This is a genomic window from Coriobacteriia bacterium, assembly GCA_003149935.1.
Lineage (GTDB): Bacteria > Actinomycetota > Coriobacteriia > Coriobacteriales > QAMH01 > QAMH01.
On record QAMH01000006.1, the window covers coordinates 608,217 to 631,448 of the forward strand.

Here is a 23,232-nt window from a genome sequence, read left to right on the forward strand (position 1 = left end):
GCGCCCGAAGCGCTGCCGCACGCCCTGCTGCCGACATATGCTCGAAATCCGCCACGATACGCATCTTTCCGGCGCCACTACCCGGTAACGATTCCGCCGCCGAGAACAAGATCGTCCGAATAGAGGACGAGGGGCTGACCTGGGCGCACGCCGCCCACGCGCTCGCTGAATGCAACAACGACTCCTTCGTCGTTGCAGATGACATGAGCAGGGACGGGTTTGCGATCGTATGCTATGCGGACACGGCACGAGCGCTTGCCCTGCGGAGGGTCAATCGAGGTCCAGCACACATCGCGCAGCAGGCACATCTCGGTGCCGGCCACGGCGCGGGTTGCGGCATACACACGATGACTCCTGACATCCTTGTAGACGGCGAAGAGCTCCTCATCTTCCATGGTGGACGCCGAGCTTGCGTCGTCTTCTTCGCTTACCTCGTGCGCGATGGTGTAACGGCCCAAACTCTGGTCTGGAGCAAAGCGATACTGCCCTTCGTAGCTGTCGATGATGGAATTATCGCCCAGATAGACAATATCGCCCGTATCACGCTCCAAGCCACCTTCGCCTTCGAGCCATGCGACGAACCCCTCGTCATCGTAGAAACAGGGCTCGCCTTGTCCATCGTTGACAGGGGCAATGCGCATGAGACCGGCCTGCATCGCCATGCGTCTGACGACGCCCTTGTGCAAATCCGCCAATGGAAAGACAAGCCGCGCAAGTTGATCCTGCGCGAGCGTGTAGAGCAAGAAGGTCTGATCCTTGGAAACGTCGAGGGGCTTGCGTAGCTGGTAAGGCAGCAGCTGGAAGCCCGCCTCGTCCTGCGTGATGCGAGCGTAATGCCCCGTTGCAACTTGCTCGCATCCAAAGGCAGTGGCCTGCTCGAAAAGTGCGTTCATCTTGAGCTCGCGCGTGCAGACAGTGCAAGGATTGGGAAAGCGGCCCTGCTCGAACTCGCACGCGGTGTAATCCTTGACCATGCGGGCGAACTCGTCGCGCATGTCAATGACGTGATGCTCGATGCCAAGCTTCTGGGCGCAGCCTTGTGCGCGCTCGATCGCGGCAGCCCGCTGTGGGCTGTCGTGAAAGCGAAGCGTGACGCCCACCACCTCGTGAGCGTCACGCTTCAAAATCCAGGCGGCAACAGACGAATCTATGCCGCCGCTCATGCCAAGAAGAATCTTAGACAAGCTTTGCCTTTTCTACTCTTCCGTGGGCTCTTCGGTCACGACTTCCTCGGCCACGACCTCTTCGACCTCACCAGTAGGCTCGTCATCGGACTCGGGCTTCTCGAGCTCTGCGACCTCGATCTCGACGCCAAGCGTCTCGGCGGCGGCCTTCATCGACAGGGAGATGCGGCGACGGTCCATGTCGATGTCCATGACCTTGACCTGGACGGGATCGCCAACATTGGAAACCTGACTCGGGACGTCGACGTGACGGGATGCCATCTCGGAGATGTGTACCAGGCCCTCGATGCTGTCACCCAGCTCGACAAATGCGCCGAACGGCACGAGCTTGGTAACCGTACCCTCGACGATGGAGCCGACGGGATAGTTCTTGACGAGCGTGCGCCACGGATCCTCGGTGGTCTGCTTGAGACCGAGCGAGATGCGCTCGCGGCTCATGTCGACATCGAGAACCTCGACCTCGACCTCCTGGCCGACCTTGACGACCTCGGAGGGATGATTGACGTGGCTCCAGGAGAGCTCGGAGATGTGGACCAGGCCGTCGATGCCGCCCAGGTCGACGAAAGCACCGAAGTCAACGATGCTGGAGACGACGCCCTTGAGGTGCATGCCCTTGGCGAGCTTGGCAAGAACCTCGGCGCGCTCGGCCTTGCGACCCTCTTCGAGGACGACGCGACGGGAGAGCACGACGTTGTTGCGGTTGCGATCCATCTCGATGACGCGAGCCTCGAGGGTGGAGTGGATGTACGTGGAAAGATCCTTCACGCGGCGCAGGTCGACGAGAGATGCCGGCAGGAAGCCACGCAGGCCGATGTCAAGGATGAGACCGCCCTTGACGACCTCGATGACCTCGCCCTCGACGTTCTCGCCGTTGTTGAACTTCTCCTCGACGCTGATCCAGGCACGCTCGTACTCAGCACGCTTCTTGGAGAGGATGAGACGACCGTCCTTGTCCTCCTTCTGAAGCACGAGAGCCTCGATCTGATCGCCCAGGTTGACGACCTCGGACGGGTCGACATCGCGGCGAATGGAAAGCTCGCGCACGGGAATGACGCCCTCGGACTTGAAACCGATGTCGAGCAGGACCTCGTCACGGTCGAGCTTCACGATAGTGCCGGTGACCAGGTCACCTTCCTCGAAAGGATTAATCGTACCATCGATCAGGGCATTCATCTCGTCATCGGAGATCTCGGTTGCATCGATGACGGTAGGATTCTTGATTACGCTCAAGAGGACCCCTTTCTTCGGGGCCCGCGAATAATTCGTAACGAACGTTTTTACTCGGGGCCAACAAAAACATCACGGTGCGGCCTATTCCGCACGCAAAGATGTATTGTACCCCATATACCCCTATTTCAAGCAATGACTTTGTAACAATTGCACCGCTTCATACAACGATTTATATATTTTGAGATGTAAGAAATTTTCAGTTGAAATGCTCCCGCTATTTGAGAGAAAATACCTAAGTTCAAGTATATGTATGAACACGCTACCTAAATGCAGCTTAGATAACACACGGGGGAGCACACATGCGTTGCGCCAAATGCGGCTTCAGCAATATTCACGGAGCAAAGTTCTGCTCGGAGTGCGGGTCACCGCTCCAGATGCCTGGTGCCGATAGATCCAATCGAAGCGCGAACCGCAAGGTCATCAAGCTTCCATCCGACATGAGCAACGAGCCCACGACGCCCATCGAGCGCCCCTGGGAGGTCCGTGTGCCCAAGCGCGATGGCGCAACCCCCACAACCCCGGGCTCTGCAAGCGCACCAGGAGCAGCTGCAAACTCCGATAAGGCTCCCACGCCGCGTCGCAGAACAAGCGCCGCAGCTACCACGGGCAAGATTCCCGTCATCAAGCGTCCCACAAGCGAATCCGGCAGGGTTCCAGACGAAGACCGCACGACTGCACGCACGGCCAGAACCACCACCAGCACAGTAGCGCGGTCGGCAGCAGGCACCACCACCCCGATTCTCATCGACGACTTCGCAGCAGAACCAGCGCCCACGCGATCCGCTGGCACTACGGGCGATATCCCCGGTTCTCGGACACGCCGCAGCGTGCACCGTGACACAACACGCACGCCTCGCAACACGGCGGGCGACAGGAAGAGGTTCGTCGTCATTCTCATCGCGCTGCTCATCATCTGCTGCCTCGCGGCGTTTGGCGTCTTTCTCGCAAACTCTGGTAACAAGAGCAAAACGGTAAGCTTCGACACCGATGGCGGCACCGTTATTGGCAACCAATACATACTCGAGAACGGCAAGCTCGAGCGCCCCGCTAACCCCACGCGCCCCGGTTATACCTTTGATGGCTGGTACCTCGATGCCAACTACAATGAGGAGGCCAGCTTCCCGATTGACGTCACGCAAGATATGACGCTTTATGCCAAGTGGAAGCAAGAGAGCAGCTCCAGCGCACTTCCGGGCTCCATCTCAACGACTGCGCCGGGCACGACAACGCCCGGCTCCGATGCCACCACACCCGGTGCCGCGACCGATAACTCGACGGGCTCCAGCTCGGGTTCGACCGGCTCGACATCGACGGGTGGCAATTCCGGTAGTTCGGGAAGCAGCTCTGGCGCTGCCATTTCCGGCGGTTCGAGCGGCACCGGCTCGGGCGGCAATACGGGAGGCAACACCGGTGGCTCAAGCGGCGGCACCTCGGGTGGCAGTGCCCCGAGTGGTGGCAACACCGGCGGCGATAACCTGAATGGCCCCGGCGTGAACAATGGTGCCGTCAACATCGCCATGGTCGCCTCCAACGGCCGCACGCTCACGGGCACGGTAAACCTGCATGATGGTTACGTCATTCCCAACTCGAGCGAGAAGGCCTACAGCATCGACGAGCTTCGCGCTCTTGGCCTCAACGATGCCGAGCTCTGCATCGCGCGCAACGAGCCATACGCGCGTCAGGGCTACAGCTTCAGGAACCCCGGCCTGCAGGCGTACTTCAACGCACGTAGCTGGTACCACAACACGGGCTGGCGCGGCGAGCTTCCCGCCGATAGCGCAGGCTACATTACCGCGCATAACCTGCTTGCGCTTGCCGAGCAGACGCCGGGTGCCTCCCAGTGGCTACGCCTGCGTATGAGGTAACCTGTACGCGAAGCGGAGGATGATGCACACCGGAGCTCCGAAGCCCAGTCGCTCCGGTCGCGCTCCATCCTCCGCTTTCAAATGAGCGTGCGCAAGTTAATGTGCAATCGCCCAGTTGGGGCCCATCTGCACATCGGCAATAAGCGGAACCTTGAGCTCGACCACGTTGTTCATGACTTCGGCGACGAGCGCAGCCATCGTATCCGCCTCTTCGTTCGGGCACTCGAAATCGAGTTCGTCGTGCACCTGAAGCACCATACGCGCATGCAGGCCCTCTTCGCGACGACGCTTGTTCACCTGGATCATCGCAAGCTTGATGATGTCTGCTGCCGTACCTTGCATGGGATGGTTCATTGCCGTGCGCTCGCCGAAATGGCGCAGGTTCACATTCGTGCTGCGCAGCTCGGGGATGTGGCGCTTGCGACCAAACATGGTCGTCGCATACCCGTCCTTATGCGCCTGAGCGACGACGTCATCGAGATAAGCACGGACTTTGGGATACGCATCGTAATAGCGGTCGATCATCTCCTGTGCTTCGACCATCGGGATGTGCAACGTCTGGCCGAGACCAAACGCCTGTTGCCCATAGACAATGCCAAAGTTGACTGCCTTGGCGCGCGAACGCATATCGGGCGTTACCTCGTCAACCGACACGCCAAAGACATCGGAAGCCGTATGGGCATGGAAATCCTCGCCACTCAAGAATGCGTCGATGAGTCCCTCATCACCCGAAAGGTGCGCGAGCAGCCTCAGCTCGATCTGCGAGTAGTCGGCCGACAGGAAGACGCCGCCTTCCGGGGCAACGAACGCCTCGCGGATGCGCCGTCCCAGTTCGGTACGCACGGGAATATTCTGCAAGTTGGGATCGGACGAGGAGAGCCTGCCCGTCGTCGTGACCGTCTGATTGAAGCTCGTGTGGATGCGTCCGTCAGCACGATCGACGAGCGTCGGCAGAGTATCCAGATACGTCGACCGCAACTTGGTAAGCTCGCGATACTCGATGATCTTGTCCGGCAGCGGATGGTCATCGCGCAGCTTCTCGAGCACCGAGGCGTTCGTCGACCAACCCGTACGATTCTTCTTTGACTTCTTCGTATCGAGCCCGAGCACCTCGAACAGGATATGCCCGAGCTGCTTGGGCGAGTCGATGTTGAAGTCCTCCCCGGCAAGTTCGATGATCTCGGCGCGCAGCTCTTCGATGTGTCCGGAAATCTCCGAGGAGATATCCTTGAGAACATTCGTGTCGAGACCCGTCCCGAAGCGCTCCATCGAGAGCAACACGGGCATGAGCTTGAGCTCGATATCGCAGTACAGATTCCAGGAATCGTCTTCTTTGAGCTTGGTTGTGAGCACATCCACCAGGCTCTCGGCAACGGCAGCCTCAAACTGGCCGTCGCTCGGAGCGTTTTGGCCCGTCGGCTTGACCAGATCCAAGTATTTCTCGGCAAGTTCGCTCGTCAGGTAGCTACCGTTCGAATCGAGCAGGTATGCCGCAAGGCTGCAGTCAAAAAGATTGGCCGAGAATATCGTGTCGAGTTCCCGCGCGGGATGGCCCGGCGCAAACACGCCTCGCAGCATGCGCTTGATGTCGATGCCCACAAGCGTACCCTCGGCGAGGATGTGCCCGATGAGAGGCGCGGCAAGCTCGATCGTCGTCTCGGCAAGCCCCGCACCATCAGAGAAGACGACGGTGGGGTCCTGCGCAAAGAGCGACTGCTCGATGGGCTCGTCGAGCGCAACGGCAACTCGACGCCCCGCCTTCACCGCCGCCTTGACGAAAGACTCGGCATTTTGGGAGACGTGATAGCTAAGCTTGACCTTGGGCTGCGGCATGGCGGCGGCAGTCGATGCGTCATCACCCAGCAAGGAAAGCACCACGCGCAGGTGGCGATTGAAATGCAACGCCCCAAAGGCCTCGCTTACTTCCTGCGCGGAATAACTCGGAAAGTGAACATCATCGAGTGAAAGCTCAACGGGTGCATCGCGCCTGATCGTGGCAACGGCACGGCTAATGCGCGCGTCCTCGGCGTGCTCGCGGATGCGCTCCCCCATCTTGCCCTTGATGTCGTCGGCATGCTCGAGCACGTCATCGAGCGAGCCCCATTCGACAAGCAACTTGGCAGCGGTCTTTTCGCCCACGCCGGGCACGCCGGGAATGTTGTCACTCGAATCACCCTTGAGACCCAGGAAATCGGGCACGAGACTCGGGGGGATGCCGTAGCGTTCCATAACCTTTTCGGGCGTGTAGATAACGACATCGGACATGCCCTTGCGAGTCGTCACGATGCTCGTGGTATCACTCGCGAGCTGGTAGGCATCTTTGTCACCCGTGATGAGAAAGACGCGGTCGCCATTGGCCTCACCGCGCGCAGCCATAGTGCCCAAGATGTCATCGCCCTCATACCCATCCATCGCGATGCAGGGGATGTTCATCGCCTCGAGCAGGCCTTGAATCATGGGGAACTGTACGGCGAGGCCTTCATCCATGGGGGGACGCTGCGCCTTGTACCCCGCAAGCAGCTTCATACGCCAATCGGGACGATGCACATCCCAGGCGCAGATGATGGCATCCGGATGGTAGTCCTCTATCATCTTCAGAAGCATCTGCATGAATCCGAAAACGGCATTGGTCGGTGCGCCATCGGGCGTGTTCATGGGAGTTTGCACGGCATGGAACGCGCGATGGAGCAGGGAATTTCCGTCGATGACAGCAATAAGTCGTTGAGACATGGCCAGCCTTTCGGGCGGTATGGGCAAATAGTGTTCCCATAGTACCGCGAACTTGGTGCGATGCGGCCCAGTTTCATGCAGTATCATGAGATGGAAATGGTAAGCGAAGCCGTACATAACGTCATGGTCGCCAATAAGCGCGCTAACACGAAACCCGAGCTTGTCGTGCGCAAGATGCTCCGTGAGATGGGTTGGCCGGGATATCGCTGCGATTGGAAGAAGTGCGCCGGACATCCCGATATCGCCTATCCGGGCAGGAAACTCGCTTTGTTCATTAATGGCTGTTTTTGGCACGCGCATGAGGGATGCAAGTACGCAAGCAAACCCAAGAGCAACGTGAGGTTCTGGGAGCAAAAGTTCGCGCGTAACAAGGCGCGGGACAAGCGCGTCAAGGAGCAGCTCGAAAGCGAAGGCTGGCATGTCATCGTCATCTGGGAATGCGAGCTTAAAAAGGACCGTATCGAAGAGACTCGTCAACGCCTGCACGACGAAATCGAATACGCCTTCATAGACGTATAGGGCAAAACCAGACAATAATCGCCGGAGCACTTTTGTCTGGTTGGCACATCGCAGAGTGTGTCAGGGGGTCAGACCCCTTGGCACAAGACAATAATCGCCGGGGCACTTTTGTCTGGTTGGCACATCGCAGTAGGCGCGTCAGAGTAAGCGAGATTGACGTGAAGCGTGATGCGTAACACGTTTACAGTAGGCGCGTCAGAGTAGGCGAGATTGACGTGAAGCGTGATGCGTAGCGTACTAAACGCTACGCAAGCATCGCGGTGAACGTCAAGATCGTCTGCTCTGACGCGCCTACTCCCACATGTAGCCGACGCCACGGACAGTCCGCAGATGCGCCGCAAGATCGTTGCCAAGCTTGGAGCGCACACGCCGCACATGCACGTCAACCGTACGCGAGCCTCCGAAATAATCGAAGCCCCAAACGCGCGAAAGCAATGCATCACGCGAGTACACGTGCCCCGCGTGCGTTACCAGAAACGCAAGCAACGCGTACTCGAGATAGGTAAAGTCGACGGGATTGCCATCGACAAGAACCTGATAGGTCGAGAGATTGATGACCATCGAATCGATTGCGATGAAGTCGGAATTGGCCGTCTCCTCCCCTGGCCACAGAAGATGTCGCATGCGAATGAGCAGCTCGTCATCGGGAGCGTTTGAGAGGGCGAAATCGGCACGAATATGCGCAGGCAGGCGCAAAAGCTTGAGCGCATCGGCTTCCACCATGAGAAGCAGTCCCACATTATCGGCGAGTCGCAACTTTTGCTCGAGTGCGGCAATGCCATCGGAGCACATATCCGTGAGAGAGCACACGACAAGGTCGGTGGGCGGGAGCGAAGAGTTGGCGGCAGCGGCGGAACAAAGCTCGAAATCGGCATCAAGCTCTGCCGTCAGACGCGCAATGCGTCCATACGTTTGCATACCCTCCTGTATGTATAGCACACGTTTACGATGCATGGCACGGCACCTGGTCGCTTTCTACAGAATCGGGAAGTATCGATCGAGTTCCCATTGCGTAACCTGGGAACGATACGAACGCCATTCTTCCTTCTTGTTCTCGACGATGAAGCGATGCATCTCGTCGCCGAGAATCTCGCGCATTAGCTCGGAATGCTCAAAGAGCTCGATGGCCTCGTGCAAGTCGCCGGGCAGCATGCGATACCCAGCGGCGAGCGCCTCTGCCTCGCTCATAGTCGATAGGTCATCGGTGAGGGGCGGCTCGAGCTCGAGCTCGTCTTCGATACCGCGCAAACCTGCGCCCAGGAGCACCGCGAACACGAGGTAGGGATTGCATGCCGGATCGGGACTACGGTACTCGAAGCGAGCGGAATTTGCCTTGCCGGGCTTATAAAGCGGCACACGCACGAGCGCGTTACGATTGCGATTTGCCCAGGTCACGTAGAGAGGAGCCTCGAAACCGGGAATGAGACGCTTGTAGGAGTTCACGTATTGGTTGGTGATGAGCGTCATCTCGGGTGCATATTTGAGCAGACCCGCGATGTAATGCTTAGCCGTCTGCGACAGGCCGAAGCCGAGCGGGTCGCTCTCGTCGAAGAAAACGTTCTCGTCATCGCGAAAGAGCGAGATATGCACGTGCATGCCGCTGCCATCGACATCGCGGATGGGTTTGGGCATGAAACTCGCATGCACGCCGTGCTTGAGAGCGACCTCCTTCACAACGAGACGATATGTCATGACCGCATCGGCCATGGAGAGCGCATCGCTATAGCGCAGGTCAATCTCCTGCTGCGAAGGCGCGGCCTCGTGGTGGGAGTACTCGACGGGAATGCCCATCTGCTCGAGCGTCAAAATCGTGTCGCGGCGCAGATCGGAAGCCGTGTCATCGGCGGTCAGGTCGAAAAAGCCCGCATAATCGATGGGGTCGGGCTCCGTGGAATTCTTGAAGTAGAAGTACTCGAGCTCGGGGCCAACGTTCATGGTATAGCCCATGCGCGCGGCCTTGGTAAGCATGCAACGCAGCACGTAGCGTGGGTCGCCGTCGAAAGGCTTGCGCTCGGGCGTGAGGATGTTGCAGAACATGCGAGCCACGCCATCGTCCTTGGGACGCCAGGGCAGTACCTGGAAGGTGCTCGCGTCGGGAAAGGCGATCATATCGGACTCCGTGGCACGCGCGAAGCCCTCGATCGAGCTGCCATCAAATCCCATACCCTCGTCGAATGCAGCCTCAAGCTCGCTTGGCGTAATGGCAAAGGACTTCATCTGTCCTAAAACATCGGTAAACCACATGCGAATAAAGTGAATATGTCGCTCTTGCACCGTCTTGAGAACATAGTCGCGATTTGCCTCGGCTGCGGCAGAACCAATCACGTCAAACTCATCAGCACCTGTATCCGGCATTATCGCCTACTCCTCTTCTGACTGATGACGAACATCATCGTCTTTGCGTTTTACGTCAAGCGTGCGAAAGAAGCAGCTCGTGGCACCCGTGTGGCAGGCAGGACCCGCCGCATCGACTTTCACGAGGAGCGTATCTCCGTCGCAGTCATAATACAGCTCCTTGACCGCCTGAATGTTTCCGCTCGTTAAACCTTTGTTCCAGAGTTCTTGACGCGAGCGCGACCAAAACCAGGTGGTTCCCGTCTCTCGCGTAAGCTCGAGGGACTCGGCGTTCATCCAGGCGACCATGAGGACCTCGCCCGTATCGTATTGCTGCACGACGCACGGGATAAGGCCGCGCTCGTCAAAACGCAAGTCATCGATGCTCATGAGATGTCCTATTGCCCTTGCTTCGCGTACTTGGCCTCAGTCTCCTGCTTGGTGCCTTCCCACCAGTCGCGGTTATCTTCATACCAGGCTATGGTGTCACGCAAGCCCTCGTCGAAGTTCGTGTGCTTGGGCTGCCAGCCGAGTTCACGGCGCAGTTTCGTGGAATCGATGGCATAGCGGCGATCATGGCCGGGACGATCCTTGACCCAGTCGAAGTCGTCGGCGTCCTTGCCCATCTCCGTAAGGATGGCACGCAGCACATCAATGTTGTTCTTCTCGCCATCGGCACCGATGAGGTAGGTCTCGCCTATCTCGCCCTTGGTGAGGATGTCCCAAACCGCGCTGGAATGATCCTCGGTGTGAATCCAATCGCGGACGTTGAGACCGTCCCCGTAGAGCTTGGGACGGATGCCGCAGAGAATGTTCGTAATCTGACGCGGAATGAACTTCTCGATGTGCTGGCGTGGGCCGTAGTTGTTCGAGCAGTTGCTGATGGTCGCGCGCACGCCATACGTACGTACCCACGCGCGCACGAGCATGTCGCTCGATGCCTTGGTCGAGCTATAGGGGCTACTCGGATGATAAGGTGTCTCCTCGGTGAAACGCGCGGGGTCGTCGAGTGCGAGGTCGCCATACACCTCGTCGGTCGAAATGTGATGGAAGCGCAGGTCGTGCTTGCGCGCTGCTTGCAAGAGCGTGAACGTGCCCTCGACGTTCGTTCTCAGAAACGGCGTGGGATCGAGGATGGAGTTGTCATTGTGGCTCTCGGCGGCAAAGTGCACGATCGCATCGGCATCCGCAGCGAGCTTATCGACGAGCTCTGCGTCGCAGATATCGCCATGCACGAAGGTCATGCGATCTTGTGACAAACCCGCTATGTTATCCGGATTACCCGCATAGGTAAGCGCATCAAGCACCGTGACGTGTACGCCAGGTTGATTGTCGATGACCCAATGCACGAAGTTGCTGCCGATAAAGCCGGCACCACCCGTGACGATGACATTCTTGGGGGCAAACGTATCCGTCATGCTCTTGCTCCTTGCTAGTCGCGCTTGAACGCGGGATGGACCTGGTCCTTGTCGCTCAGATTGATCTCGCAATCAATCTCGGGCCATTCTATGCCGAAGGCCGGATCGTCATATCGATAACCGCCCTCGTCGTTGGGATGGTACACGTCATCGCACTTGTAGCAGAACTCCGCTGTATCCGAGAGCACGAGGAAGCCATGAGCAAAGCCGCGCGGTACGAAGAACTGGCGCTTGTTTTCGGCCGAAAGGATAACGCCCTCCCATTTGCCATAGGTGGAACTTCCCTCACGCAAATCAACGCACACGTCGAAGACCTCGCCGCTCACGACGCGCACGAGCTTGCTTTGTGGATGCTCAATCTGGAAATGCAAGCCGCGCAGCACGCCCTTGGTGGACGAGCTCTGGTTGTCCTGCACGAACTCGACGTCGATGCCGCCCGCAACGAAATCGGGACGCTTGTACGTCTCCATGAAGTAGCCGCGTGCATCACCATACGCTTTGACGTCGACGATGATGACGCCTTCGATGGACGTCTGCGTGAAGGTGAAGTTGCCACTCGTGATGACTTTATCCGTTGTCATAAGTTCCTTCTATCCATATATGAATGGGAAAAGGTGTTTTACGAAGCCCGATGAGCAGAAGAGGCAGAATCGCGAAGCGATCTTGCGAGGACTGTTTGAGCGCACGGTTTCTGTGCGCGAGTTCCGCAGCAGCTGTGCGATTCTGTCACTTCGGGTGCGAATCATTGGCGAGTAAAACACCTTTTCCCATTCTTACCTGACAGAACCTAATCTGCCAGTTCCTCGAATCTATCCATGTACGTCGCAAGAGCCTCTTGCCAAGGGCGCATCTCGTCGCCAACAGTCGCCGCAAGGTGCGCGTTCTCGAGGCTCGAATAAGCCGGACGATCGGCACTCTGCGGGAAGCGCTCTTTGTACTCGGCGGAGCTCAGTCCCTCCTTCTCGCACTCGATGCCGGCAGCATCCACAATGGCGCAAGCGAAGTCGAACCAGCTGCATGTACCATTATTGGTACAGTGATACGTGCCGTAATCATCGGTCGTCGCGATCTTGAGAATCTCGTAGGCCAGATCGTTGGCGCTTGTCGGGTTGCCCATCTGGTCGTTGACGACGGAAATCTTGCCGTTTTCGCGCGCCAAACGCAGCATGGTCTTGACGAAGTTCTTGCCGATGTAGCCATAGAGCCATGCCGTGCGCACGACGAAGCTTTTCTCGCATGCGGCCTGGGTGAGCACTTCGCCCTCCCACTTGGTGCGGCCGTATGCCGAGATGGGCGCCACCGCATCGGTCTCGACGCGGGGAACGGGATTGGTACCGGGAAAGACGTAATCGGTGGAGATGTGCACGATCTTGCCACCGCAGCCCTGCGCCGCGCGTGCCATGTTCTCGGCACCGATGGCATTGACGTGAAGCGCCGCCGCCTCGTTTTGCTCGCAGCCATCCACATTGGTGATTGCCGCGCAGTTGATGGTGAGGTCGTAGGGGCCGTGTTCGGCATACCAGGCGTCAACGGCATCGGCATCGCTGATATCGAGCACCTGGTAATCGATATAGTCGACCTCGGCATCTCTGTACTCTTCGGGAATGGGGCCAATCTCGGCCTCCATGGTCTCGAAACAGCGCCTGAGCTCGTTTCCGAGCTGGCCATGTTCTCCGGTCACGAGGATCTTCATCGGTTACTTACCGCCCTTTGCATAGAACTTGTTCTCGCTTACGCTCTTGAGGTACTTGCCATAATTGCTCTTGCCGTACTTGGTTGCCGCCTCGACGAGCTGTTCGCGATCGATCCAGCCGTTGCCATAGGCAATTTCCTCGACCACGCTCACCGGAATGCCTTGAGCCTGCTCGACCGTACGCACGAAGTTCGTCGCCTCGAACAGCGACTCCATCGTACCCGTGTCGAGCCAGGCATAGCCCCGGCCGAGCACTTCGACATTGAGCGAGCCATCATTGAGGTACATCTCGTTGAGATCGGTAATCTCGAGCTCTCCACGCGCAGAAGGCTTGACCTGCTTGGCAAGCTCGCACACACGCTCGTCGTAGAAATAGAGGCCCGTGACCGCATAGTTGCTCTTGGGATGCTCCGGCTTCTCCTCGATGGAGATCGCATTGTAGTTCTCATCGAATTCCACGACGCCAAAGCGCTCGGGATCATCGACGTAATAGCCAAAGACCGTGGAGCCCTTGCCGTTCTCGGCACGCTCAACGGCACGCCTGAGCTGATCGCGAAAGCCGTTGCCGTAGAAGATGTTGTCGCCGAGGACGAGGGCGCAGGGCTCTCCCGCGCAAAACTCCTCGCCGATGATGAATGCCTGGGCAAGGCCATCGGGCGAGGGCTGCACCTTGTAGGAAAGCTTGATTCCAAGCTGGCTTCCGTCACCCAAGAGGCGCTCGAAATTGGGAAGGTCCGCAGGCGTCGAGATGATGAGTATGTCGCGAATGCCCGCCATCATGAGCGTGGCAAGCGGATAGTAAATCATTGGCTTGTCATAGATTGGCAGAAGCTGCTTGCTCGTAACGAGGGTGAGCGGATACAGGCGCGTTCCGCTACCGCCCGCCAGAATGATGCCCTTCATGTGATGTGCTCCTCCGCTTGGATTCGAGATATGTCGAACCATTATAAGACACGCACGGCAAATGCAAACAGGCACCTCCCAAATGAGAGGTGCCCGCACACGATACCCATTCGAACACGCACATCGCGCTAGTACAGATGCACCGTCGATCCGTAGGGAACCGTCTGCATGTACTGGGCAAACGGCCAGTCGAGGCGAATGCAGCCATGGGAGAGATGCTGGCCAAGCTCATCGGTGGAACTCAGGACGCTGTGGAAGAAGTAGCCGCCCGTGATATTGGTGCAATACAGGGCATTCGACCAGTCCGGCAACACAGGCAGGTGATAGCCCGTGGAGTAGGTGCCCGTGATGGTCGGGGACCACGGAGCACCGCAAACGCAGGGCTCGAACCTATCAAGGTTCCAATTATCGTTACCGCCCCTGAAGATGCCCACGCGGCATTTGTCCGTATCGACGAGGATGAGGAAGTCCGTCGGGCTGCGCATGCCCTGGGCACGCAGCATCATATCGCCTTCCTCGGGAGACTCGCTCTCGGTGAGCCAGCCATCGTTATTGGCCTTGTACCAACGATCCGCGTAAACATACTTGTTACGGTCAATGTAGCCCTGCTTGGGATCACCATAGTACTTGCCACCATCGACGTAGATCAGGCCCGTCTGAGCACCGGAGTACGGCGAGTTCTCCCACGTGGCGATGAGCCAGTAACGCTGAGTGCCACCATCGTAGATATCGGTAACGAGCCAGCCCTGGCCCGTCGCAAGCTCTCCGCTTTCGAGATTGCCGAGCAAGACGATGCCGCCCCAGCTGTATTTGCCACGAAGCACGTAGCCCTCGGCAGCAAGACCGTAGTAATTCACACCATCAACCGTAAAGAAACCAGCGTCCATGGCATGAAGGTCAGCGAGGTAATAGTAGCGCTGCATGCCGCCATCGATGGAATCGGTGACGTACCAACCGTCCTGGCCATCGGGCTTGGAAACAAGACGTCCTTCCTGGTCGGCGACATAGACACAGTCGAGTTCGGGGGCATAGTACTTGCCGCGTACGATAGCGCCATCGTCGGTGGCATAGGCGTGGTAGCCGGTGCCCTCCTCGGGATCGATGAGGCGGCCCCTGACGATGTTGCCGTCAGCGCCGATCCAGTAGCGCTCGAGGCTTCCCCAGGCGCTCGTGACGAGCCACCGGCCCTGGATCTCCAGGTTGGGGCCGTCGGTCGCGTACCAGGCCAGGCCCTCGTGGTTCCACCCGACGCCGACCAGGTGGTCGTTCTCGACCGCCGAGGTCGTGAAGTTGTGCGCGCCGGCGACCGCGTTGGGGTTGTACTGGCGCAGCACGGGCGTGTGGTCCTCGCCGTCGGAGTACCAGCCGATGCCCTCGTCGTTCCAGCCGACGCCGATGAGATGGTCGCGCTCGACCGCGCTCGTGGTGTAGTGGTGATCGCCGGCGTTGGGGTTGTAGAGGCGGTAGACCGGCGCGCCGGAAAGCGGGGCCACCCAGCCGATGCCCTCCCACTGCCAGCCGGCGGACGCGACGCTCGTGGCCTCGTGCAGGCTCATGGTGTAGAAGTGCTCGCCGGAGTTGGGGTTGTAGAGGCGGTACATGTTGGCGTGGGAGTCCTCGTAGGAGGGCTCGGGCTCGGCGGGCTCGTCAGGCTCGTCCGCGGGGTCGTCGGGAGTATCCTGGTCAGGTTTATCCTGGTCATCCGGCGTGTCACCAGCGGGTTTGTCCGCTTGATCGCCATCGTCGCCCTCGTCCGGCGTTGCTGGCGTATCGGGGTTGGTCGGCTCGTCGGCATCGCCGGAATCGTCGGCGTCTCCCGGCGTCACGTCGCCCGGCCCGGTCACGTCCTCGCCGTCATCGGGATCGGTCGTCACGGCGCCATCGGAAACCGTCGTGTCGGTAGTCCCGGCGTCTTCTGCCGCGTAGGCAGGCGCCGCCGCCATCGCAAGCATGCATGCGAGCACGGTTGCGACAATGACAATCCATACCCTTCCAAGCGAACGAACTTTACTCATGTTTTGATCACTTCCCTACACCAGATATAACCACGTCGCGACACTACCACGTGCACATATCTAGTCGAGCATCGCTTCTGCCAGCGGTCGCTATATCTTTGCGAAAACCGCAGAACAGGTAACATTTGTCCGTATCCTGGTCAGTAAAATATGCAAGTCAATGTCCAGGATATTGCATATAGATGGCGCACATACCGAATAGAAGAACGCCATCACATCGGATGTGATGGCGTTCGTTAGTCAAAAGAGACTTTGCGGAAACCCTATAGCCTTATAAAGGTTTCGCCCAGGGCCTTCGCCTCGCCTTCCAACTTGATGACGGTGCCATGACGCAACGTCACCTTGTTTCCAGAGCTGTCGACGCAGCTAATTGACTGCGGTGCGGAGAAGTGCTGGCTCTCGCCCAGAGATGCACTCACCTGAATGCCGGTTTGCCCATGATAGGTGGCGATCATATCGGTGTAGAGCATGTATACGCCATCGACATTGACCATCGTGGGGCCCTCATTGCCCGTGGCAATGTTGGTGTTGACCAGGTGCCACCCATCAGGTGACATGCTCGAGTTCGCGTAAATCTGATTGTTGACGCCGTCCTTCTTGGTTATCAGGTAATAGGTATCGCCGTCCTTGTAAATGGAGGAGTCGATGTAATTGTCCGATGCCTCGAGTCCCTGAATCTCGAACGCGGTGGAGGCATCGAGCCTGAGGCCCTGCGGGAAGTGCTTGCCAGAACCACTCGTGGACAAGGCAAGGCCATCGTTGGAGATATCGACCTTGACGGCGTAGACCTTCATTCTGTCGTTTTCGGGCTGGCCATGGTACTCGCCGTAGAAACCAGCCGAGAATACGATATAGGTGTCTCCGTTATCATCCACGAACCACTCGGGTGCAACGACATCAAAGTCGGAGATACCGAATGGCATGGACGGCAGCGAGATGCCATCGTAGCTTCCGCCGTTAATGAGACCCAGACCTTCAGGCTGCGACCAGTCGACAAGGTTCTCGGAATAGGAAATCATGGGATAGAAGCGCCCGTTGTTCCTGTTCCAGTTGGAGAGCATGTAGAACGTTCCGTCCTTGAACATGATGCTTGGATCGTGAAGCGGATCTGCATTGCTCGCAAACGGGGTGCTAGCCTTGGTGAAATTGATGCCGTCACGGGTGTAGCACAGCGCGGTCTCGAAACCCGCGCCCTGACCAGGCATGTCGATGAAGAATGAGCCGAGGAACAGGTCCTGCTCGCTCGTGTCATTGATGCCATACCAGCCGATACCCTCTTCGTTCCACCCCGCCGAAACGAGGCTATCGTTTTCGACTTTGCTCAACGTGTAGTTATGGCTTCCCGAGTTGTTGGTTGGGGCAGACGGCTGCACATTGGGATTGAATTGACGGTACAGGGCAACGGACTCGTCTGCATCCGAATACCAACCGATGCCCTCATAGCTCCAGCCGACGGAAATGAGATGGTCGCGCTCGAACTCACTCATGGTGTAGTGATGATCGGTGCCCGAATACAGGCGGTAAACCGCATTGCCATCTGCCGGCGCAGTCCAGCCAATGCCCTCGTAGTTCCAGCCGGCATCCATAAGGCTGACCTTCTCAACCGGGCTGGCGGTGTAGAAATGCTCGCCGCTGTTGGGATTGTAGAGACGATTCATCTTCACCGCGGACTCATCGGCATGAGCAGCTTTTGCCGGAGGCTGCACCATCATGACGAGCGCCGCGCACGCGAGCGCAAGAATCGCGATGAGCGCACATCTTTTCGCATGCCCTTTGCTTACCAAACTAATCATTTGACCTCCTTTGGCGTTCTTCCTGCGTAATATGACCTGCCTGCATTTTACTAAGCTCCCATTCGTAAAACCCATTACATGCAGGCAGCAATCCCGCAACGGAGACGACACGGTCGCCAATCCACCTTTTTACGTTCGTATGTATCCTTTTGCTTTTTTTGCGTTTCTAGCCGAGATGCTCGGATAGAATAGCCGGAAGAAACCGCGGCAATACGTGGAAGGAAACGGTATGCAGCGACATAAGCTTTCGAACGTTCTACTGGAAAACAGCTGGCAGTTCTTCCGAGCTCCTGCCATGTATTGCTCCTCTAACGCCCCCGTAACATGTGATGATCCCGCCAAGGGCGAATGGGTCCTGCAAGGGCCCGGCACCTTCGACTTCACCACCTTCTTCAACGCGCTGCCCACAAGCAAATGGATGCGCTACACCTGTGCCCGCGAGTTCTTCTTGCATCTCGAGCTTAAGGGAGCCGCTTGCACGTTCGCGCAAACGCGCGCCGACACGTACACCTGGCATGTCGAACGTCTCGGAGACACGGTACGCGATATCGCGGCAAGCGAAGAGTGGGTCACGCTCGATGTCCCCCTCGAGCTCAACGATGACGTGCTCGTGGGCTTCCTGCTGGAGACACAGGGAGCCGTGCAGATCCGCAACAGCTACTATTACACCGAGGTCAATGACGAGAACATCCACCCCGTCGAGCTTGCCCTGTGCACGACGACCTTCAAAAACGAGAACTATATCCTCCCCAATGTCGAGCTTGTCAGAACACGCATCATCGAGACTAACGAGCCCATCTCGGAGCACTTCTCCATGCACGTCGTCGACAACGGTCGTACCCTTGACGCCAAGGACATCGAATCCGAACGCATCTTCCTACATCCCAACCCCAATGCGGGTGGAGCGGGTGGTTTTGCCCGAGGCATGATTGAGGCCATGGAACAGGCCCCGCGTGCCACCCACGTGCTGCTCATGGACGATGACGTGAGCATCTCACCCGAAAGCATCATACGCACCTTCAACTTGCTCTCCATCGTAAATGGCGAATACTCGGAGGCGTTTTTGAGCGGTGCCATGATGAGCATGGACCAGCCGAACCTGCGCTACGAGGATGTCGGGTTCGTGGCGTGCAACGGCAAGTACTTCCCCGCCAAGAACCTTGCCTACGTCGATGTGCTGCACGACTGCGTCGCAAACGAGGCGTTCATCCACCGCAATCCCGAAGAAGCGGGATATGACACGGACCGCATGTCACAGTCCTATGCTGCCTGGTGGTACTGCGTCATACCCGTATCCGTGATCGATCGCGAAGGACTGCCGCTGCCCATCTTCGTGCGTACCGACGATGTCGAGTACAGTCTGCGTGCGCATGCCAAGATCATGACCATGAACGGTATCTGCGTATGGCACGCACCGTTCAAGCAACGCTACAGCGCCGCCGTGGAGCGCTATCAAATGCCTCGCAACGTACTCATCGGCCAGTTCACGAGCGGCATGGCCCCCATGTCCGACTTCATAGGTGATTTGAAGATCGGCTTCGAGCTCGAACTCAAGAAGTACAACTACGACAACGCAGCGCTCGTACTCGATGCCTTCGAGGACTTTCTGAAGGGTCCGTCTTTCATCATGGAAAAGGGGGCAGCCGAGAGAAGCTACCTTGACCACCTCAAGAAAGCGGAGAAGCTGCTTCCACTTGACGATATCAAGGAAGACGCCCTGGCACTGGGCGTTGACCTCGATACCATCCCCGCAACGCAATTCGACCACGAGAACTACGAGAGAGACGACCATCGTTCGTTCGTCGAGCGCATACGGGACAACATGACCGTCAACGGCCATCGCATGGTCAGGGGCGATTACTACGACAAGGGATCGGTTGCCGTCATCAGCGCCGCCGGCTGGCTGTACCCCGTCGATGAGCTGCGAAAGAAGGAGTACATCATCGCCATCGATGCGCCGAGCAAGAAGGGCATCATCCGCAAGATGGACAAGGAGCGCTTCAATCAGCTCTGGGACCGTTTCCACCGTGACATGGTCGAGTTCCGCGCGAACAAGGACCGCCTGCGCAAGGAGTACGAGGCGGCCCGTCCCATCATGACGTCACTGCCGTTTTGGAAGCAGTACCTCGGTATCGGCTAGGCGCGCACGTCCCAGTTGAGCGCGTAGTACGCGTTCGCATGCGCGATGTTGGTTCCATAATACGGATCGCCTTCGGCAATGAAGCGCGGCCAGCGCTTCTGGAACATCGCGAGCTCCTCGGCGTTTCGCATCTTGCTCTCGACCGTCTCATCGAACCCACGCGACACTGACTCGTAGTGGTAGAGCTCGATGTTGGGGTCGATGATGACGTGACGGCCCTTCTCGACGAGACGCAGACAGAAGTCCACATCGTTGTAGGCGACGGCATAGCGCTCGTCAAAGCCCTCGACCGACTCGAAGTCCTTCCGGCTCACCATAAGGCATGCGCCCGTAACCGCGAGCACATCGCGGGCATTGTGAATCATCCCAAAGTAGTACACGAGGCTCGCCGGTGCCATGCACGCCACGTGCTTGGGGTCGGAGCGCGGAATCACCACACCGTCATGCTGGATCGTCCTGTCCGGATACAGCAAACGTGCGCCTACGACGGCGACCTCTTCGCGCTGCAAAGGCCCGAGCAGTAACTCAATCCAATCGGGAGTGATGACCTCCATGTCGTTATTGAGGAAGAGATAGTGGTCGCCCACGGCATGCGTCACGCCCAAATTGCAGATGGCAGAGTAATTGAACGAACCCTCGAAGCGCACGACACGCAGGTTGTCATGCTCGGCCTGCAGACGCTCGTACAACGCGAATGTCTCGTCCTCGACGCTATTGTTCTCGACGATGATAATCTCGAAGTTCTCGTAGGTCGTCTTCTCCCAGATGGAGTCGAGGCAGCGCTCGAGCATGAAGGACTGATCTTTATTGGGGATGATGATGGAGACAAGCGGCTTCTTCTCGGGCAGGTGATACACGATGCGATGCATGTTGCCGCAGAAGCCATCGATCACGTCGACGGGGATGCCGATACGCTCGTAGTGATTCCTGACCGCAATCTCGCCGGCCTTGTGCGTGTAGGGCTTGGCGTTGGCGTTGCTGGCAGCCGAATGCTCATGGGAGCGCCAATGATAGAGCACCTTGCGCACGTGGAAGATGTTGCGCGCCTTCTCCGCAACCTTCAGGGTCATATCCCAGTCCTGCGCACCCGTGACCTCATCGCCCGAAAGCTCGATGACATCCACGATGGACTTGCGTACCGTGAGCAGATGGCACACGTAATTGCAGGTAGCGAGCAGCTCCCAGCTGAAATCCGTCTTGAGGAAGCCATCGAAGAGCTTGCCGTCCCTGATCTTGTCCTCATCGCAATAGAGCAAATCCGTCTCCGGATAACGATTGATGGCATCAACGTACTCGAAGAGTATGCTCGGCTCGAGGATGTCGTCATGATCGAAGAAGCAGAGGAAGTCGCCTTGTGCGATGGCGATACCCTCGTTGGTATTGCCCGCGATGCCGTAGTTCTTGTCGAGCGTCACCACCCGTACACGATCATCGTTTGCCGCGCACGCGGCCACAGCTGCGGCAAGCTCCTTATCCTCGGGTGTCGAGTTGACAAGAATGAGCTCGAACTTGCCATAGGTCTGCTCGAGTACGGATTGTGACATCTCCGCGAAGAAGTCGAGCGGCGTCTTGTAGAGCGGCACGATGATTGAGAACAGCGGCTCGATTTCGAAGTGCGCCCTGCGCTGCCCATCGAGCTCCATCGGTGACTTCTTTTGAGTGTGGTAGAACCAATCCTCGTAGAAAGGGCCCTGACCCGAATCATTGAACTTCTTTTGAAAACGATCGCGAATGTACTCCGTGCGCCACTTGTCCATGCAGATGAACGCAGGGGGCAGGGCGTCATTTTCAAAGCGCACCCAGATGAAGAACCAGTCGTTGCCATGGTCCTTGAGAAACGAGGTGTGAATGGTGCGACGCGTGAAATCGGAGTGGGGCACGGGATGGTCGAGCTTGTCGCTCAGGACGGCGCGATTTCTGATAGGCACGCGCTTGCCCTGGCGGTCAAAAACGATGACCTCGAATGGCGTCTCGTAGGTGCTCGCATCGTCGCAGTGAGTCGTGATGACGATATGCACGAGCTCGCTGTTTTGCGGCTCGTAGCCAAAATAGCAAATGCGATCAGGCTCGATATGAGAGATATCGCTGCGCGCATAGCGGTCGAAATTGCGAATGTCATTGACGCCAGGCGCCTTGCTCAGGGTATTGTACTTCGCGGTCAACGCGCTCGAGAGGTGTCGCACCTTCTGAGACTCCTCGTCAAGGACCGCACCTTGCGCATCGAGCACGCGTACGGTGACGGTCTGCTCGACGTAGAGCAAAGGCAGGATGAGCACGTACTCACCACGCGCGGCATCCTTGGCAGCGACGAGGGCGGGAACGGCGTCATCCCCCTGGCAATGCGACTCGGCAACAATCGACCCTCCTTGCGGGCAATCCGCAGTCAGAAGTATGTAGATCTTCCTATCGCCGCGCGTTATCGTTCCTAGCTTCATGTGAATAACCCCCGTCTGTGTAATTGCGAGAAGTATAATACACACGCCCTGTATGCGCCGAGTTGGGAGCCACCGTGAGCACTTCGCCCTATCCGCAGGACTCGCTTCAACGATTGCAAGCCATTGAGCGCGACATCGTCGCCGTCATCGACAAGATCTGCCGGGAAAACGACATCGAGTACTTCATCGATGGCGGCACCTGCTTGGGCGCCGTGCGCCATGGAGGCTTCATTCCCTGGGACGATGATGTCGATCTCGGGATGCCCAAGGCCGATTACGACCGTTTCTGCGCCATCGCGCCGGAACTCCTACCCGCCGGCTATTCGCTCCACACGTCCACGAACACGCGCGGATTTTCCGGACTTTGGGCCAAGGTCTTCAAGGACGGCACGCGTTTCATCGATGACAATTCCCGCGAGGCGGGGTGCGAACAGGGCGTCTTCGTGGACATCTTTCCCTATTGCCAGCTCGATGCAGACCCAAAGATTGCGCAGAAGCAATGCGAGAAGGCTCGCGTTGCCCAGCTCAAGTCATATCTCAGGCACTTCTCGCGGCCCAAGCTGCCGCCGTCTACTCCGCTAAAGCCAATCGTCGAGCTCGGTTGCAAGTTCGTGCACGCCACCGTCGCGCGCAGCTGGAAGCAAGAGGATTTGCAGGATACATTCGACCACGCCTTCGACACGGACAATCCCGCGCAGCGCTGGACAGATGCCGCATATCCCAACTGGGGATCATTTGACACCGAGGTGCTCTTTCCCGCGACGGACATCGACTTCGACGGGCTCACGCTGCGTGCACCCCATGATAGTGACGCCTTTCTCAAGACACTTTATGGTGACTACATGCAGTTACCTCCCGAGGAGGAGCGTTACACGCACGCACCTGTCATCCTCGACTTAGGCGACGGCATCGACCTTATGAAGGCATAACGAAACACTGCACGTCCATGGAGCGGCCGCAGGCTGCCGCCTGT

Annotated in this window: 16 protein-coding genes and 1 pseudogene; 4 read left to right on the top strand and 13 right to left on the bottom strand. The window is 58.0% G+C overall.

Annotation, left to right across the window (positions count from 1 at the left end; genetic code table 11):
* Window positions 1-77 precede the first annotated feature (77 nt).
* Both DBY20_05515 and DBY20_05520 read right to left on the bottom strand, forming a co-directional pair.
* On the bottom strand, window positions 78-1,163 hold the full coding sequence (locus DBY20_05515; GenBank protein PWL79322.1) for a hypothetical protein: 1,086 nt from the start codon (window positions 1,161-1,163) through the stop codon (window positions 78-80).
* Window positions 1,164-1,196: 33 nt separating this feature from the next.
* Window positions 1,197-2,414 carry a 30S ribosomal protein S1 gene (locus DBY20_05520; GenBank protein PWL79323.1) on the bottom strand — a complete coding sequence of 406 codons (1,218 nt, stop codon included), beginning with the start codon at window positions 2,412-2,414 and terminating at the stop codon, window positions 1,197-1,199.
* A 299-nt stretch (window positions 2,415-2,713) separates the two neighbouring features.
* Between DBY20_05520 and DBY20_05525 the strand changes: the two genes are divergently transcribed.
* Complete coding sequence (locus DBY20_05525; protein PWL79324.1) at window positions 2,714-4,279, top strand: hypothetical protein; 1,566 nt, start codon at window positions 2,714-2,716, stop codon at window positions 4,277-4,279.
* 96 nt (window positions 4,280-4,375) lie between these two features.
* On the opposite strand, the gene DBY20_05530 is transcribed toward DBY20_05525, so the two are convergent.
* The gene (locus DBY20_05530) at window positions 4,376-7,009 is read right to left on the bottom strand and encodes a DNA polymerase I (protein ID PWL79325.1); all 2,634 of its coding nucleotides are present in this window, start codon (window positions 7,007-7,009) and stop codon (window positions 4,376-4,378) included.
* 75 nt (window positions 7,010-7,084) lie between these two features.
* Here DBY20_05530 and DBY20_05535 point away from each other — a divergent pair, with 75 nt between their 5' ends.
* Window positions 7,085-7,528 (top strand): very short patch repair endonuclease, encoded by a 444-nt coding sequence (locus DBY20_05535; GenBank protein ID PWL79326.1) that lies wholly within the window; start codon window positions 7,085-7,087, stop codon window positions 7,526-7,528.
* A gap of 291 nt (window positions 7,529-7,819) precedes the next feature.
* On the opposite strand, the gene DBY20_05540 is transcribed toward DBY20_05535, so the two are convergent.
* The 9 genes and pseudogenes from DBY20_05540 to DBY20_05580 all read right to left on the bottom strand — a co-directional run bounded on the left by DBY20_05540 (window position 7,820) and on the right by DBY20_05580 (window position 17,549).
* Window positions 7,820-8,482: a transcriptional regulator gene (locus DBY20_05540; GenBank protein ID PWL79327.1), complete on the bottom strand. Its 663-nt coding sequence runs from the start codon at window positions 8,480-8,482 to the stop codon at window positions 7,820-7,822.
* Window positions 8,483-8,503: 21 nt separating this feature from the next.
* The gene (locus DBY20_05545; GenBank protein PWL79328.1) at window positions 8,504-9,883 is read right to left on the bottom strand and encodes a glutamine synthetase; all 1,380 of its coding nucleotides are present in this window, start codon (window positions 9,881-9,883) and stop codon (window positions 8,504-8,506) included.
* 6 nt (window positions 9,884-9,889) lie between these two features.
* A complete protein-coding gene (locus DBY20_05550; protein ID PWL79329.1) occupies window positions 9,890-10,252 on the bottom strand; it encodes a phosphoribosyl-AMP cyclohydrolase in 363 nt (120 codons plus the stop codon).
* A gap of 8 nt (window positions 10,253-10,260) precedes the next feature.
* Window positions 10,261-11,280: a dTDP-glucose 4,6-dehydratase gene (gene rfbB / locus DBY20_05555; protein ID PWL79330.1), complete on the bottom strand. Its 1,020-nt coding sequence runs from the start codon at window positions 11,278-11,280 to the stop codon at window positions 10,261-10,263.
* 14 nt (window positions 11,281-11,294) lie between these two features.
* Window positions 11,295-11,861, bottom strand: coding sequence for a dTDP-4-dehydrorhamnose 3,5-epimerase (gene rfbC / locus DBY20_05560; protein ID PWL79331.1), 567 nt, complete (start codon window positions 11,859-11,861; stop codon window positions 11,295-11,297).
* Window positions 11,862-12,067: 206 nt separating this feature from the next.
* A complete protein-coding gene (rfbD, locus tag DBY20_05565) occupies window positions 12,068-12,973 on the bottom strand; it encodes a dTDP-4-dehydrorhamnose reductase (protein ID PWL79332.1) in 906 nt (301 codons plus the stop codon).
* Between the two features lie 3 nt (window positions 12,974-12,976).
* The gene (gene rfbA / locus DBY20_05570; protein PWL79333.1) at window positions 12,977-13,876 is read right to left on the bottom strand and encodes a glucose-1-phosphate thymidylyltransferase; all 900 of its coding nucleotides are present in this window, start codon (window positions 13,874-13,876) and stop codon (window positions 12,977-12,979) included.
* Window positions 13,877-14,004: 128 nt separating this feature from the next.
* Window positions 14,005-15,891: a hypothetical protein gene (locus tag DBY20_05575; protein ID PWL79334.1), complete on the bottom strand. Its 1,887-nt coding sequence runs from the start codon at window positions 15,889-15,891 to the stop codon at window positions 14,005-14,007.
* A gap of 1,253 nt (window positions 15,892-17,144) precedes the next feature.
* Window positions 17,145-17,549: pseudogene (locus tag DBY20_05580) on the bottom strand (hypothetical protein).
* Between the two features lie 364 nt (window positions 17,550-17,913).
* Here DBY20_05580 and DBY20_05585 point away from each other — a divergent pair.
* Window positions 17,914-19,824: a galactofuranosyltransferase gene (locus DBY20_05585; protein PWL79335.1), complete on the top strand. Its 1,911-nt coding sequence runs from the start codon at window positions 17,914-17,916 to the stop codon at window positions 19,822-19,824.
* Here the strand turns inward: DBY20_05585 and DBY20_05590 are convergent.
* Window positions 19,821-22,259 (bottom strand): glycosyltransferase family 2 protein, encoded by a 2,439-nt coding sequence (locus DBY20_05590; protein ID PWL79336.1) that lies wholly within the window; start codon window positions 22,257-22,259, stop codon window positions 19,821-19,823. The two genes, DBY20_05585 and DBY20_05590, sit on opposite strands and share 4 nt — an antisense overlap.
* Window positions 22,260-22,321: 62 nt before the next feature.
* Here DBY20_05590 and DBY20_05595 point away from each other — a divergent pair, with 62 nt between their 5' ends.
* Entirely contained in the window at window positions 22,322-23,188 is an 867-nt protein-coding gene (locus DBY20_05595) for a hypothetical protein (GenBank protein PWL79337.1), read from the top strand.
* Window positions 23,189-23,232 lie beyond the last annotated feature (44 nt).